The 15,561-nt window shown below is 47.9% G+C and carries 12 protein-coding genes; 9 read left to right on the top strand and 3 right to left on the bottom strand.

The features are described 5' to 3' along the window. Positions 1–4: 4 nt before the first annotated feature. The gene (gene dusB, locus AC3WS5_RS11020) at positions 5–1,045 is read right to left on the bottom strand and encodes a tRNA dihydrouridine synthase DusB (protein ID WP_492467427.1); all 1,041 of its coding nucleotides are present in this window, start codon (positions 1,043–1,045) and stop codon (positions 5–7) included. Between the two features lie 324 nt (positions 1,046–1,369). Here dusB and AC3WS5_RS11015 point away from each other — a divergent pair, with 324 nt between their 5' ends. Then, complete coding sequence (locus AC3WS5_RS11015; protein WP_492467426.1) at positions 1,370–2,272, top strand: CPBP family glutamic-type intramembrane protease; 903 nt, start codon at positions 1,370–1,372, stop codon at positions 2,270–2,272. Then, positions 2,262–3,137, top strand: coding sequence for a phosphatidate cytidylyltransferase (locus tag AC3WS5_RS11010; protein WP_492467425.1), 876 nt, complete (start codon positions 2,262–2,264; stop codon positions 3,135–3,137). The genes AC3WS5_RS11015 and AC3WS5_RS11010 overlap by 11 nt, the downstream gene beginning before the upstream one ends. Before the next feature lie 41 nt (positions 3,138–3,178). Here the strand turns inward: AC3WS5_RS11010 and AC3WS5_RS11005 are convergent, their stop codons facing one another. Beyond that, positions 3,179–3,955 (bottom strand): MBL fold metallo-hydrolase, encoded by a 777-nt coding sequence (locus tag AC3WS5_RS11005; RefSeq protein ID WP_492467424.1) that lies wholly within the window; start codon positions 3,953–3,955, stop codon positions 3,179–3,181. A gap of 15 nt (positions 3,956–3,970) precedes the next feature. Further along, the gene (locus AC3WS5_RS11000) at positions 3,971–4,276 is read right to left on the bottom strand and encodes a hypothetical protein (protein WP_492467423.1); all 306 of its coding nucleotides are present in this window, start codon (positions 4,274–4,276) and stop codon (positions 3,971–3,973) included. Between the two features lie 163 nt (positions 4,277–4,439). Here AC3WS5_RS11000 and AC3WS5_RS10995 point away from each other — a divergent pair, with 163 nt between their 5' ends. The 7 genes from AC3WS5_RS10995 to uxaC all read left to right on the top strand — a co-directional run bounded on the left by AC3WS5_RS10995 (position 4,440) and on the right by uxaC (position 15,470). Then, positions 4,440–5,666, top strand: coding sequence for an HD domain-containing protein (locus AC3WS5_RS10995; RefSeq protein WP_492467422.1), 1,227 nt, complete (start codon positions 4,440–4,442; stop codon positions 5,664–5,666). A gap of 57 nt (positions 5,667–5,723) precedes the next feature. Next, positions 5,724–6,788, top strand: coding sequence for a UDP-3-O-(3-hydroxymyristoyl)glucosamine N-acyltransferase (gene lpxD / locus AC3WS5_RS10990; protein ID WP_492467421.1), 1,065 nt, complete (start codon positions 5,724–5,726; stop codon positions 6,786–6,788). Between the two features lie 95 nt (positions 6,789–6,883). Next, entirely contained in the window at positions 6,884–8,287 is a 1,404-nt protein-coding gene (locus tag AC3WS5_RS10985; protein ID WP_492467420.1) for a bifunctional UDP-3-O-[3-hydroxymyristoyl] N-acetylglucosamine deacetylase/3-hydroxyacyl-ACP dehydratase, read from the top strand. Positions 8,288–8,519: 232 nt separating this feature from the next. Continuing rightward, on the top strand, positions 8,520–10,499 hold the full coding sequence (gyrB, locus tag AC3WS5_RS10980) for a DNA topoisomerase (ATP-hydrolyzing) subunit B (protein ID WP_492467419.1): 1,980 nt from the start codon (positions 8,520–8,522) through the stop codon (positions 10,497–10,499). Between the two features lie 437 nt (positions 10,500–10,936). Then, positions 10,937–11,140, top strand: coding sequence for a hypothetical protein (locus tag AC3WS5_RS10975; protein ID WP_492467418.1), 204 nt, complete (start codon positions 10,937–10,939; stop codon positions 11,138–11,140). Between the two features lie 871 nt (positions 11,141–12,011). After that, positions 12,012–13,859: a DUF4350 domain-containing protein gene (locus tag AC3WS5_RS10970; RefSeq protein WP_492467417.1), complete on the top strand. Its 1,848-nt coding sequence runs from the start codon at positions 12,012–12,014 to the stop codon at positions 13,857–13,859. Positions 13,860–14,039: 180 nt separating this feature from the next. Beyond that, entirely contained in the window at positions 14,040–15,470 is a 1,431-nt protein-coding gene (gene uxaC, locus AC3WS5_RS10965) for a glucuronate isomerase (protein ID WP_492467416.1), read from the top strand. Positions 15,471–15,561 lie beyond the last annotated feature (91 nt).

The following is a 15,561-nucleotide window of genomic DNA, read 5'->3' as shown; positions in this document are numbered from 1 at the left end:
GCAATCAATTCACCGGGCACTTTTCATGATAATTAACCAGTTCAATGGGGACGGGCTGCATTTCAAAGTCAGCATATTTTTCAATCACTTCATCCAGGACTTCATTAACGCCGGCTTCAGTCGGGATCGTTACCAGCCTGCTCCGGAAATCTTTGATATGAGGTAAGCCTTTCAGGTAGTTCGCATAATGCCTGCGCATTTCATTGATCCCCACCACTGGGCCTTTCCACTCCACGCTCTTTTGCAGGTGCTTGCGCACCAAGGCTACTCTTTCCTCCACGGTTGGGGGAGCAAGCAGCTCTCCGGTTTCGATAAAATGCCTGATTTCCCTGAATATCCAGGGGTAACCGATCGCCGCGCGGCCGATCATGATGCCATCGACGCCATAGCGGTTTTTGTACTCCAGCGCTTTTTGCGGGCTATCAATATCGCCGTTCCCAAAAATGGGAATGTGAATTCTGGGATTGTTCTTCACCTTACCGATCAGTGTCCAGTCGGCCTGCCCTTTATACATCTGGGTACGGGTACGTCCATGAATGGAGAGTGCCGCGATGCCTACGTCCTGCAATCGTTCTGCGACCTCTTCAATATTGAGCGTATCCTGATCCCATCCCAGCCTGGTTTTTACGGTAACAGGTAACGAGGTAGAGCGGACAACTGCGGCAGTCAGCCTGACCATCAGATCTACATCCCTGAGCACGCCGGCGCCGGCGCCTTTGAGCGCGACCTTTTTAACGGGGCATCCAAAATTGATATCCAGGAGGTCGGGACCCGTGGTATCCACGATTTTCGCTGCCAGTCCCAGGCTTTCTTCATCACCCCCAAAGATCTGTATGCCGATGGGTCGTTCGTAGTCAAATATGTCCAGTTTCCGCCTGCTTTTGATCGCGTCGCGGATCAGTCCTTCGCTACTGATGAATTCCGTGTACATCAGATCGGCACCGTTATCCTTACAAACGACCCGAAATGGCGGATCGCTTACATCCTCCATGGGAGCCAGCAGCAGGGGAAACGAGGGTAATTCTATATGTCCAATTTTAATCAAAATAACCTGTTTTTATATTTTTTATGTCGATTCGCCGCGCCGGATCGGTAATCCGGCAGTGGAGGGATTCATCAAAAAACCCAGGAGAACCTGCATTTCATCTCCGTGATAAATTTCCATTTGGGGAGATTTACCCCTATTTTTGAACCCGCAAAGTTACGTACATCTTTTTAAAGCCAGTGAAAGGAAACATGAAAACATATTCTCATAGAACGGAATGTATATGTCAAGTTCCCTGTCTGCCTGCCGAAGGAGGGTAAACCGACAGGCAGGCACACGGTAAAATCATGAAACGTCAAAGGCGGTGAACTAAAAAAATCACGGATGAACCGGAACGGAGTCTCATACAGAACTGCTATTTTCATGTTGATTGCTTTTGCCATTGGAGGCCTGATATTTAGCAGTCTGATTGCAAGTTGGATCGTGAGCGTCTGGATTGGCGTCCCTTTAAGCTCCGTTGGCGCGCTGATGGAGAACCCGGCCTACATCCGGCAGATGCAATTTTTGCAGACGGCGACGATGGTATTTGGATTTTTGCTTCCAACGCTTTACACCGCTTCCCGGATAAGCCAGGATCCCGCCGGTCTTACGGGGTTCAGAGGAAAAATAACGCCCCGCGAGGTGACCCTGGTATTATTGATTATGGTCAGTGCCTGGGGACTCAGCAGTTCGCTGGGTTATTTTACTTACCAATTGCCGTTTCCGGCGTCCTGGAAAATCAGGTTTGACGCCTGGGAAGCAGACTACGGTAAGATGGCGGCGGGTTTGATGAACCTCAGCAATCCCTTCGAGATCCTATTGACGGTAGTAGTACTGGCCCTTGTTCCGGCGATCTGTGAGGAAGCACTTTTCCGGGGCGGATTTCAAAATTATCTGTACCGTGCATCGGGCAGGATGTGGATGAGCATACTTCTGGTCAGCCTGGTGTTCAGCCTGGTTCATTTTTCCGCATATGGATTTTTGTCGCGGTTCGCACTTGGTATCATACTCGGGCTGATTTATCATTACAGCGGCAGGTTGTGGCTGAGTATCCTGGCTCATTTTCTGAACAATGCCCTGGCCATCGCTCTGGTGTTTGCGCAAAAAATGAAGGGCATGCGTATGGAAGATGTCATGCAGGACCGGACCGGAAGCTATTGGGGATTTTTATTGGTGCCGGTATTGATCTACCTGGTGTTTTTGTTGAGCAGGCAGCCCGACCGCCAAAACTATACAAATGGGATTTAACTGGACGACTTTCTGGACCCGGGCCTGGACAGCCCTGGTATTTGTTGCCATAATGGCAGCAGGCACCCTCTATAACGACTGGAGCTTTTTTTTGCTGCTGGCAGTTATTCATTTTGGCTGTTGGTGGGAGTTTGGGAAGTTGATCGAAAAAATCCACAAGACTTATTTTCACTATTACATTGTATTAGGTTTTTCGCTGATTGGTTTTCATATCATGTTGTTATTCAGCGGGGGCCTGTTCCTGAGTTATTACCCGGTAAGAGAAAATTTTGCGCTTTCATTCCTGCTCGCGGGCGCGGTCCTGCTCGTGATGGGCGTGTTTAAACGGTACCAGGTCGGTTGGAAAGCAATCGGGGGACTTGCCCTGGGATTATTATATATTTCGCTGAGCCTGGGTTTGTTGCTGCATTTGAGGCTTTCTGAGAATATCCGCATTCTCAATAACGGCGAATCGCTTTTGTCCCGCCCCAACGGTTATTATATTCCGGTGATTGTCATTGCAGCCATCTGGATCAATGATACGATGGCCTACCTGGTAGGCTCTGCAATTGGCCGGACGCCTTTTTCAAAGGTGTCGCCAAAAAAAACGGTGGAAGGAACTGCCGGTGGGATGCTGCTTTGTTTGCTGGCGCTGACGCTGATCTTCAAGCCCTGGTTTCAATGGCAGCAACTGCTGGGCATAGCGCTTATTGTGGCTGTATTTGGTACGTTGGGTGATCTGCTAGAGTCAAAGCTGAAACGGATGGCCGGTGTAAAGGACAGTGGCCGGATCCTTCCCGGCCACGGGGGCTTTTTGGACCGATTTGATTCTATGCTGATCGCTGTACCGGTGATCTGGGTGTTCCTGAATATCTGGAATTGGTAAGCCGGGAAAATTATTTATCACTATTTGGTGATAATCACTTTCTAAACCTGAATGGCCAGGCCATCCCAGGCAAGATGCCTGCCGAGCGGTAAATGACTGTCAACCAGACTGTGGAAACCCATCTGGTGTGAGATATGGGTAAAATACACTTCGGGTATTTCGAGCTCGTCGGCCATATCGAGCGCTTCCTTCAGGGTAAAATGTGAGATGTGAGGTTCGTGTCGCAGTGCGTTAAGCACAAGAACTTTACTTCCCCTGATCTTGTTTTTCGATGATTCTTCAATCCGGTTGGCATCGGTGATATAGGTAAATATGCCGACCCGGAAACCGAGGACCGGCATTTTCAGGTGCCAGACGGGAATAGGAAGGACTTCCAGGTTGCCGGCTCTGAACGGTGATTCGCTGATCTCATTTAGCTGAATAGCTGGGATGCCGGGATATTTGATAGGCTGAAACGCATAATCAAACTCAATTTTTACGCGGTCCAGGGTTGCTTTACTACCGAAAACCTGCATGTCCCGCTGTTGGAAGTAGTTGTAAGCCCTGATATCATCCAGCCCGGCGATATGGTCCTTGTGGGAATGGGTAAGCAGAACGGCATCCAGCTCACGTACGTTGGCGGTCAGCATCTGCTGCCGGAAATCCGGGCCGCTGTCGATAACCAGAGTGGTACCAGCTCCCCTGATCAGCACGCTCGATCTGAGCCTTTTATCCCTGGGGTCAGTTGAGGCGCAGACTTCGCAGTCGCAACCTATCATCGGAACCCCGCTGCTGGTTCCGGTGCCGAGGAAGGTTATTTGTAAGGCTGGCTGGGACAAAATGGTTCAAATGGTTTATGTTTCCGGAAAGGGGATGGTTTCTTCTTTACGCCCGCGGGCTTCCTCCATGATATCCTTATAAAGTTTTTTGAGCCCATCGTCCAGTTGGGCGGATTCGATGGCGAGTTGCGGTATCAGCTCGATCAGGGTGTTGATCCGGCCTTCTATCGGCAGGAATTTATTCAGGACCACCACTTTTTTATTTTCCAGCACACAGTATCCACTTTGGAAGTTACCCCGTTCATACCGAAGGATATAGCCGGCATGCTCCGGAATAGCTTCCAGTCTGTCGAGGGTGCTCTGGTTGTACTTAATCATCATTTTGACGCCAATGCTTTAGCTACAAAGATAATGAATTGGGGAGAGGGGAGTCAATTACGAATGTTCAATGACGAATTACGAATGATGATCGTAAAAAAGCCTGATTAAAAAACGTCTAAAATCTAATGTCTAAAATCTAACGTCTCTTAGTATTTTTGTAACTATGCAGGTGACCCGAAAAATCATCAATGATCCTGTCTACGGTTTCATTACACTGGATCATCCGCTGCTGCTTGACATTGTTTCTCATCCCTACTACCAGCGGCTGCGAAGTATCCACCAGATGGCTTTTGCTCATTTGGTTTATCCCGGTGCCGTTCACAGCCGGCTTCATCATTCCCTGGGAGCCTATCACCTGATGTGTAATGCCCTCCAGGAACTGAAAAGTAAAGGCGTGGCTATTACTCCCGAAGAGGAGTTAGGCGCCAAAGTGGCGATACTGCTGCACGATGTTGGACATGGACCTTTTTCCCATGCTCTGGAGCACGAGTTAGTCAGAGGTGCAACCCATGAGGAAATATCACTGCTGCTGATGCAGAAACTCAATGTGGAGTTCAACGGGCAGATAAGCCTGGCCATTGAAATTTTCACCGATCAGTACCCAAAAAAATTTCTTCACCAACTGGTTTCCGGTCAACTGGATGTGGACCGAATGGATTACCTGAACCGCGACAGTTTCTTTACAGGCGTAGCCGAAGGCGTCATCGGGTACGACCGGATCCTGAAAATGCTGGCGGTGAAGAATGGAAACCTGGTCGTGGAGGAGAAAGCCATCTATTCCATCGAGAAATTCCTGCTCAGCCGCCGCCTGATGTACTGGCAGGTCTATTTGCATAAAACGGTGGTAGCTTCAGAAAAAATGCTGATCATGATCATCCGGCGGGCAAGGGAACTGATCAGCCTCGGACGGGAAGTTGTGGCAGCAACCGCGCCACTCAACCATTTCCTGCACCGCGAAATAGTTCAGGTGAAAGACAGCCGGGAGCTGGAATATTTTTGCAGACTGGATGATCACGATGTGGCGACTACTGTTAAGAACTGGTGTGACCATGAAGATGCAATCCTGTCGAGGCTTTGCCGCGACCTGGTGGAAAGACGAATTATGAGGATCAGGCTTCAGTCGAACCCCTTTGACGAAAAGGAACTGACGGAAACGAGGAAAGCGATGGCGCAACGAATGAACCTGACGGAGGCTGAAGCCCGTTATTTCGTATTTTGGGGGGAAGCAGTAAACACGTTGTATAACCCTGCCGATGACAATATCCATATTCTTTATAAAAACGGTGATTTAAAAGATATTTCACAAGTTGAGAACGCATTAATCGCCCCGCAGATCAGCATGCGGGTTAAAAAATATTACCTTTGCACACTTAGAATAAAAGAGTATTAGTATTATATAAAATATATATATTTTACCCTCTGAGCGTTAATAATTAAAACAACACGAATGATTTTTACTGCATCGCAGATTGCTGCAATGATCAACGGCAGGGTGGAGGGTAATCCCGAAACGGCTGTAAAATCTTTTGGCAAGATTGAAGAAGCCGGAGCAGATCAATTGAGTTTTCTGGCCAATTTAAAATATGAGGAGTACCTGTATATTACAAAAGCGGGTATCATTATTATTAATGAGGCATACGAGCTAAAACAGCCCGTCAGCGCAACGCTGATCCGGGTGAACGATGCGTACTCCGCGTTCGCAAGTCTCCTTCAGAAATATCAGGGTCTCAGGCAGCAACAGGAGCCGGGCATCCAGGAGCCGGTGTTTATTTCTGCCACCGCGGCGATTGGCGAGGGAATTTTCATTGGTGCGTTTGCATACCTGGGGGATCAGGTTACTATTGGCAACAACTCGAAAATCCACCCGGGAGTCTATTTGGGCGATCGTGTGAAAGTGGGCAGCAACACGATCCTTCATCCTGGTGTAAAAGTGCTCCAGGATTGCGTGATCGGGGACAATGTGATCATCCACGCGGGTACCGTAATCGGCAGTGATGGTTTTGGATTTGCTCCGCAACTGGACGGTTCCTACACCAAAGTTCCCCAACTGGGGAATGTAGTGGTTGAAGATGATGTGGAAATCGGGGCCAACACTACGATTGACCGGGCCACGATCGGATCTACCATCATTCGTAAAGGAGCGAAACTGGACAACCTGATCCAGATTGCTCATAACGTAGAGATCGGCGCTGGCTCGGTAGTGGCGGCGCAGGCGGGAATCAGCGGCAGTACGAAAGTGGGTAACGGTGTGATGATTGGCGGGCAGGCCGGATTGATCGGACATATTCATATTGGCGATGGGGCCAGGATCAACGCACAGAGCGGCGTGACAAAAGACATGGAACCGGGTCAGGCCGTTACCGGTTCACCGGCATTTGAATATACAGCCGCTCTCCGGAGTCAGGTGATCAGCCGAAAACTTCCCAATATCGAAAAGCGGCTTTTTGAGTTGGAGTCAGCTCTTAAACAGTTAAAGAACCCCGAAGAAGCAGTGGGTGACGGCGGAAATTGAGGCTGACTGGCACGCTGGCTACCGCAAAAGCTACCCCTGAATCTTTGAAATTTCCACTAAATTTCTGATATATTTGCTTTTATCAAAAGCTTAACATGGATAAAAATTTTAACCCTGACAAACAACATACCATTGGCGATCCAGTAAGTATCAGCGGAACCGGACTCCATTCCGGAATTCTGGCTGACATCACACTCAGACCTGCCACTGTGGGATATGGTATTCAGTTTCAACGGGTTGATATGCCTAATAAGCCGGTGATAAAGGCCGACTGTGATCTGGTTACTGATACCAGTCGCGGTACCACCCTGGAATACAAAGGGGCTAAGGTGGCCACCGTGGAACATCTGCTGGCGGCGCTGGTCGGTATGGGCGTGGATAACTGCCTGGTAGAGATCAACGGACCGGAAGTGCCGATCATGGATGGGAGTTCGATGCCTTTTATCGATATAATTGAAGAAGCCGGAGTTGTGGAGCAGGATGCTGCCAAGATTTGGTACACCATCGATGAGAACCTTTATCTGACTAACGAAAAGAAAAGAGTGGAAATGGTGATTATGCCCGCGATGGAGTATCAGATCACCACCCTGATCGATTTTAACTCGCCGGTGTTAGGAACACAACACGCACAGCTCAAAACCATGCGGAATTTCAGGGAGAAAATTGCACCCTGCCGTACGTTCTGCTTTTTACACGAACTTGAAATGCTTCTCGATAACAACCTCATCAAAGGTGGCGATGTGAACAATGCCATCGTGGTCGTGGATAAACCTGTGGACGCGGCCGAACTGGGCAGACTCAAAAAAATATTTAAGAAGAAAGACATCGAAATTAGCAGTGAAGGCTTCGTAAATAATCTTGAGCTCAGGTTCCCTAATGAGCCTGCGAGGCATAAATTGCTGGATATCGTGGGTGACCTGGCCCTGATCGGCTACCCGGTAAAAGGGCAGGTGATCGCCAACCGCCCCGGACATAGCACCAATGTTGAGTTTGCCAGATTAATTAAACGGCATATTAAAGCAAATAAACATTTAAGGGATGTGCCTACTTATGACCCACAGGTTCCTCCGGTATATGACCTCCGTTATATCGAAAAAAAATTGCCGCACAGGTTCCCTTTTCTGCTGATTGACAAAATTATTGAGCTGAGTGACCAGCGGATCGTAGGTGTAAAGAACGTTACATTTAATGAATGGTTTTTTCAGGGGCATTTCCCCAATAATCCTGTGATGCCCGGCGTTCTTCAAGTTGAAGCACTTGCACAATGCGGGGGCATTCTGGCGATCAACCAGCTCGGTGAAGGTGAATATGATACCTATTTTCTGAAAATCGATAATTGTAAGTTTAAACAGATGGTCAGGCCCGGCGATACCATGATCCTCAAGATGGAACTGACTGCCCCGATCCGCAGGGGTATCTGCGAAATGCGCGGAACCGTTTACGTCGGCAATAAAGTGGCCACAGAAGCTGACCTGGTGGCTCATATCAGTAAAAAATAAGAGGTGCTGCTGTGGTCCGCGTTGACCCAAAACCAGTGTGGCCAGGCACGAATTGCCGGACTTGGCTTCCTGAAATTCAGCGTTGGTAACCTGCATCCGAATCGGGTTCAAATCCCGCTTTTTTGTTGTCTAATTTGGCCCTCATTTCGCCGGTTTGAGGCATGGAAATCCCGTCTTTTTTTCGTAAATTCGCAGATTGGGTTCTGTAAAATCAGACCCAGGCTATAATATTATGAGTGAAGAACTTAAAGCAATGACTGAGGGCGCCAAACCGGCATACGGTGCGGATAGTATCCAGGTGCTCGAAGGTTTGGAAGCCGTTCGAAAAAGACCGGCTATGTATATCGGAGATATTTCCGAGAAGGGACTGCATCATCTTGTTTATGAAGTGGTGGATAACTCCATCGATGAAGCCCTTGCTGGATATTGTAAGAATATTGAGGTTACCCTTTATGAAGATAATTCTGTGGCAGTCGAAGATGACGGGCGTGGGATCCCTACCGGGATCAACCAAAAACAGGGTGTGAGTGCCCTGCAGGTGGCCATGACCGTATTACATGCCGGAGGGAAGTTTGATAAGGGATCCTACAAGGTTTCCGGCGGTTTGCACGGTGTAGGTGTGAGCTGTGTAAATGCGCTTAGTACGCATATGCACACGACGGTTTGGCGCGATGGAAAGACCTTCGAGCAGGAATACAGAATTGGTGTACCACAATACCCGGTAAGGGAGATCGGTGTAACGGAAAAACGCGGGACCAGACAGCATTTCTGGCCCGATAACACCATTTTCATCGTTACCGAATACAAGCGGGACATACTCGAGGGTCGCCTTCGTGAACTGGCTTACCTGAATAAAGGGATTCGCATTACCCTCACGGACAGGCGGGAACTGGATGAATCCGGGAACCCGGTTGCCAAGGTCTTCTACAGTGAGGGAGGCATCATGGAATTTGTCAAAATGCTCGATAAGAATGCCGGAAGGAGCCCGCTGATCCCGACAGTACTGCATGTGGACGGACATGATGAGGCATCCAATGTGGCGGTTGAAGTGGCACTGGTCTATAATGATTCCTTTAATGAGCATATTTATTCATATGTAAATAATATCAATACCATTGAAGGCGGTACCCATGTGGCCGGCTTTCGCCGCGCGCTGACCCGCGTGTTCAAGAGCTATGGCGACAAGAACGGCTTGTTTGATAAAGCCAAGGTGAGTATTGAAGGCGATGATTTCCGGGAGGGCCTCAGCGCTATTATATCTGTCAAAGTGCCTGAACCTCAATTTGAGGGTCAGACAAAAACCAAATTGGGTAATACGGAGGTCATGGGCGTGGTGGACACCACGGTTGCCAGGGTGCTTGAAGCCTACCTGGAAGAAAATCCCAGAGACGCCAGAAATATCATCAACAAAGTGATCCTTGCCGCCCAGGCGCGTGCTGCAGCCAGGAAAGCCCGTGAGCTTGTACAGCGTAAATCCGTATTGAGCGGAGGAGGACTTCCGGGTAAACTGGCAGACTGCAGTGACCGGGACCCTGAAAAATGCGAGCTCTTCCTTGTAGAAGGAGATTCAGCAGGGGGAACTGCTAAACAAGGGAGGAACAGAAGCTTCCAGGCTATTTTGCCGTTGCGGGGAAAGATCCTGAACGTGGAAAAAGCCATGGAGCATAGGATCTACGAGAATGAGGAGATCCGTAATATATATACGGCACTTGGCGTGACCGTAGGTACACCCGATGATCCGAAGGCTCTGAACCTGGCGAAACTGCGGTATCACAAACTCATTATTATGACCGATGCCGACGTGGATGGAAGTCATATTGCCACCTTGATCCTCACGTTCGTGTACCGCTACATGAAAGAATTAGTAGAACAGGGTTATGTGTATATCGCCCAGCCACCTCTTTACCTGGTGAAAAAAGGTAAGGAGTCTGCCTACGCGTATAACGAAGATCAGCGCCGGGCGTTAGTTGAGAAGCTGGGCGGGGGGCGAGAAGATGCGGTGAACATCCAGCGCTACAAAGGTCTGGGGGAAATGAACTCCGAGCAACTCTGGGAAACGACGATGGATCCCGACCGTCGCACCCTGAAAATGGTAACTATTGAAAGCGCAGCCGAAGCCGACAGGGTGTTCAGTATGCTGATGGGCGATGAAGTGGCTCCGAGGCGTGAGTTTATTGAATCCAACGCGAGGTATGCTAAACTGGATATCTGACCTGGTTAACTCCTGATTGCATTTTATCCGAACCCTGCAAAGCAGGGTTTTTTCATGATCCGCCGGAGGCGAAGTGATCTGCCTGTATGTTGCTCAACCACCGGAGCGATCGAAAGTTTCCAATTATCGCAAGCGAAGTGATCTGCCTGTATGTAGCTAAAACCGGGTGAAATCAGGTGCAAATGCCCCCCCGACGGTCATTTGGGGACTTTATGTTAAAAAAAACTAAATGCCAGTGGTGTTCGACACATGGCATGTTCGTTTATATATAAAACGTTTATTATCAGTGACTTAATTTGATAAGAATTTGGTTGTAGCCAGACATAAAACCTTTTCGATATTGTTAATAGCCTGGTATTTAATCAATTTACGATATATTTTACAAGCAATGCAGGGAAAAAGGCTTATTTTCATTTTTTTAATTTAAACTCTTGAAGATGGAGAATGTATCACTCACAGCCTACAACGTAAAGACAAAGGAAAAAAATGTCCCGATCCTGGACGCCGTTATTTCAAAAACTGCTAAGGGAGGATATATTGCCAAGGGGCACGATGGTAAAGGAAACAAGCTTACTGCCCTGTTAGGCGAGGCGAAAGCGCTTGCAGCTATTAAAGCCGGGTTAGCAAAGCAGGACTGGTAATCTGCCGGTTACTCTTTCGCGATTTCGACCTGAAAACGCTATACACACCTGCAGCACAGCCCTCGAAATACTCCGTTACCGGAAACATAAAATTTTTTCCGGAAAAAGGCGTCTGATATGGAAAGGGCTTAAGCAGTTAACTTACAGACCTGTTACGATGGTAGCAGGTTTTTTTGTGCCCATCAAAAATCGATAGGGTTTATCATATTATAATAGTTTTCATCCAACCTATGGAATCTACGCCAACGATTTCGTAAATATACTTATACGCCTGCCGGATAATATGGTTTAGTTTCAGTAAACTTGTAGTAAATAAATTTGCGATGTATTGCCAGCCGGAAGTAAATATTATCACCAATGCCCCCGCCTTTACTTATTTAGGAACTAAGAATCGCTTCAATCAATTGGAATATACGGACGCTATGATCAGGACGGAATTGAATTTCAGGTTCTGACCAGATAGCAACTGCATTCTATAAACCAACGCTGATTGAGGGGCTGTCCTGTGCGGCAGCCCTCTTTTTAAACTTTAGGATGAAGTGATGCCGCTTCACCACAAAATGGGGCTGTTCGCTACCTGTGAATCGAGCATAACTGGCGCAGGGTTTATGGATGTGGACTGGTTCACGGTGATTAAATAAGCCCACGTAAAACGTTTGCGTAAATAATTTTGCCGCTCCGCTTGCCCGCTCAGGGAATTCAAAGTATATTGTAGCGTTTAACAGGATTAGTTATTTTCAAAACGATCATGATAAAAAAAATATCTGGAGTAACTGTCTGCATAGCACTTGCCATAGTTTCATGGGGGCAGAACACTGGGCCACTCTTCGTCAGCCCGGCGGGCTCTCAGCCTGTTTCTTACGCGGCAAGGATGTCTCAAACAGTGATGCATATCTGGCCCGATTCTTTTTCCGTGGCGCCTGGCAATAAGGCCAGTTGGAGTTACGATCAGGGCGTGATCCTGAAAGGGATAGAAGGGTTATGGCTGGCTACAGGTGATCCAAGATGGTTTAATTACATTCAAAAGCAAATAGACGATCATGTTGCCCAGGACGGAAGCATTGTAGATCACGATGCGGATTCTTACAATATCGATCACGTGAATAACGGCAAGTTGCTGTTAATGCTTTATCGGGTAACCAATAAAGAAAAATACAAAAGGGCGGTGGAGCTTTTGCGCAACCAGCTCAGGAAACACCCTCGGACCAGTGAGAGCGGATTCTGGCATAAAAAAATATACCCTAACCAGATGTGGCTGGACGGACTGTATATGGTTCAGCCCTTTTACGCGGAATATGCACAGGTTTTTGGCGAAGACACCATCTTTAATGATGTGACGCGTCAGTTTGTGTTGATGGAGAAACGCACGCGCGACCCCAGAACCGGATTGCTATACCATGGTTATGATGAATCGCGTCAGCAACAATGGGCGGATAAAAAGACGGGTCAGTCGCCGCATTTCTGGGGCCGATCGCTCGGCTGGTATGGTATGGCCATGGTAGATGCGCTGGATTATTTCCCGCCGGATCATCCGGGCAGAAAACAAATCATCGATATCCTCAACCGCTTGGCGAATGCGATGGTAAAATATCAGGATACAGGTACGGGGCTTTGGTATGATATTGTTGATCTGCCAAACCGCAAACCGAATTACACGGAGTCTTCAGCTTCCGCCATGATGGCTTATACGCTTGCCAAAGGTGCGAGGATGGGATACCTGCCGCAAAAGTTTGCAGCGAACGCTAAGAAAGCGTTTGACGGGTTGGTGAAAAACAAATTGTCGACGGACAAGGATGGATTTCTACATCTGGAAGGATCCGTATCTGTTTCCGGTTTGGGCGGCAAACCCTACCGAGACGGGAGTTTCGATTATTATATGAGCGAGAAGTTTGTCCGGGATGATCCTAAAGGCATGGGTGCTTTTATACTTGCCGCCAATGAAATAGAAATGTTGCCCTTTGTCTCCCTGGGCAAAGGCCGCAACGTGGTTTTGGATAACTATTACAACAACGAATGGATCAAAGGACCGTCCGGTAAACTCATCCCATTCCATTACGTTTGGGAAGAGAGAGATAACAACGGTTTTTACTTCCTGGGTAATATCTTTCAGCAATTTGGTGCTAAAATTTCCACGATGAAATCCGCACCGGTTTCTAAAAGCGGAAAGGAACAGTTGAAAAATGCGTCGGTGTATATTATAGTAGATCCGGATACCGATAAGGAGACGGCTCATCCTAATTACATGGACGAGAGCAACGCGAGGGTTATAGCAGATTGGGTCAGGCAGGGAGGCGTATTGGTGCTGTTAGGCAACAATCATGGGAATGCTGAGCTGCAGAAGTTTAACCTGCTGGCCGAGAAATTTGGTGTCCGATTCAACGATGATGACCAGCTAATGGTTAAAGGGGATCATTATGAGCAGGGAGCGTTGTACATCGAACCTGATAACCCTATTTTTAAAAATGCGAAGAAATTATATACCAAAGAGGTTAGCTCTCTGACCGTGAGAAAGCCTGCGACAGCTATTGTCAGCAGGGAAGGGAAAGATTATATCGCCACTGCCGGATACGGTAAAGGAATGGTTTTTGTGCTGGGGGACCCATGGATATATAACGAATACGTGGACGGACGTAAGTTACCACTGGAGTATGAGAATTATAAGGGGGCGAGGGAATGGGTTGCATTCTTGTTAAAACATGCAAGACGCCTGCCCCAATGAACCGGTCGCAAAGGAGAACCTCCCGACCGAATCGCTCGTTTCGACTAAACTAGGGCGCCCCGGACAGGAATCGCTTTGTTGACGGGCGTTGCGGCATAGCCATGGCCGGGGATGGAGGTTTGGACTGCCGGTGGAAGGATACGGGGAAACATTTATTTATATTAAGAATATTTTCAAATTATGGAACCACTTAATGTTGTAAAGAATTTTCTGGATGAAAATTTTTTACTTGAAACCAAAACTGCTGAGACGCTGTATCATGAATTTGCGGCACCGATGCCTATTATCGATTATCATTGCCATCTACCCCCGGACCAGATCGCAGCCGACAGGCAATTCGACAACCTTAGCCAGGTCTGGCTTTACGGCGATCATTATAAATGGCGCGCTATGCGAACTAACGGGGTAGATGAAAGTTATTGTACCGGCGGCCAGCCCGATATTGAAAAGTTCCTGAAATGGGCGGAAACCGTTCCTTACACCCTCAGGAACCCTCTGTATCATTGGACGCACCTGGAGTTGCAGCGTTATTTTGGTATTCATGATATCCTGGACCGGGAATCGGCTATGAGAATTTATGAAGATTGTACCGGAAAATTGCAGACACCTGAGTATAGTGTCAGGAACCTGATGCGGAAAATGAATGTGAAGATGGCCTGCACCACCGACGACCCGGTGGATTCACTGGAGCATCACAGCAAGATCAAAGAGGATGGTTTTGAAATTCCCGTACTGCCTGCCTGGAGACCAGATGCGGCAATGAACGTGACCAACGCGGGAAATTTCAATAGTTACCTGGCAAAGCTCGAAAAGGCTTCTAGCCAGGATATATCGGGTTTTTCAAGTTTTCTGGATGCGTTGAAGAACCGTCATGATTTCTTTGCTTCCATGGGCTGCAAAGTTTCCGACCATGGTTTGGAACAATTGTATGCAGAAGAATATACGGACGCGGAGATCAGCAGGATCTTTGACAAAATCCGGGGTGGAAGCGCGCTGACCCGGGAAGAACAAGATAAGTTCCGGTCGGCCATGCTGGTTATTTTCGCGGAATGGGATCATGAAAAAGGTTGGGTTCAGCAATTTCATCTCGGTGCGATGCGCAATAATAACCTCAGGGCCATGCGTCAGTTAGGTCCCGATACGGGGTGGGACTCGATTGGCGATTATCGCCAGGGGCCAGCCCTTTCCAGATTCCTGGGTGGCTTGATCGACCGGGATAAGCTCACCAAAACTATTTTATATAACCTCAACCCGTCGGACAATGAACTGTTTGCCACCATGATTGGCAATTTCAACGACGGCTCTTTGCGAGGCAAGATGCAATGGGGAAGCGGATGGTGGTTCTTAGATCAAAAGGACGGTATGATCAAACAGATGAATACGCTTTCCAATATGGGGCTGTTAAGTCGCTTCATTGGTATGCTTACTGATTCCAGGAGCTTTCTTTCTTATCCCCGTCACGAATATTTCCGGAGAATATTATGTAATCTTTTTGGTAGTGAAGTTGAAAATGGCGAACTTCCCAACGACTTAAACTGGATCGGGAAGGTTATCCAGGATATTTGTTTCCATAACGCGAACAACTATTTCGGGTTTAACCTGGAAGCTTAAGGCAAAAAATTTCCGGCGTTGTCATGGGTAATGCAGCGCGAAGATTGAAGGGAGATCAAAGCACGTGGAATAAGGATAAAAAGAAACCGGT

The organism is Niabella sp. CPT15-335-S11 (assembly GCF_058792415.1).
This window is presented reverse-complemented; position numbering and strand designations above follow the sequence as displayed.

Coding starts and splice junctions, on each gene's coding strand:
- AC3WS5_RS11015 (WP_492467426.1), top strand. CDS start 1,370: ATGAACCGGAACGGAGTCTCATACAGAACTGCTATTTTCATGTTGATT.
- AC3WS5_RS11010 (WP_492467425.1), top strand. CDS start 2,262: ATGGGATTTAACTGGACGACTTTCTGGACCCGGGCCTGGACAGCCCTG.
- AC3WS5_RS11000 (WP_492467423.1), bottom strand. CDS start 4,276: ATGATGATTAAGTACAACCAGAGCACCCTCGACAGACTGGAAGCTATT.
- AC3WS5_RS10995 (WP_492467422.1), top strand. CDS start 4,440: ATGCAGGTGACCCGAAAAATCATCAATGATCCTGTCTACGGTTTCATT.
- lpxD (WP_492467421.1), top strand. CDS start 5,724: ATGATTTTTACTGCATCGCAGATTGCTGCAATGATCAACGGCAGGGTG.
- AC3WS5_RS10985 (WP_492467420.1), top strand. CDS start 6,884: ATGGATAAAAATTTTAACCCTGACAAACAACATACCATTGGCGATCCA.
- gyrB (WP_492467419.1), top strand. CDS start 8,520: ATGAGTGAAGAACTTAAAGCAATGACTGAGGGCGCCAAACCGGCATAC.
- AC3WS5_RS10975 (WP_492467418.1), top strand. CDS start 10,937: ATGGAGAATGTATCACTCACAGCCTACAACGTAAAGACAAAGGAAAAA.
- AC3WS5_RS10970 (WP_492467417.1), top strand. CDS start 12,012: ATGTCTCAAACAGTGATGCATATCTGGCCCGATTCTTTTTCCGTGGCG.
- uxaC (WP_492467416.1), top strand. CDS start 14,040: ATGGAACCACTTAATGTTGTAAAGAATTTTCTGGATGAAAATTTTTTA.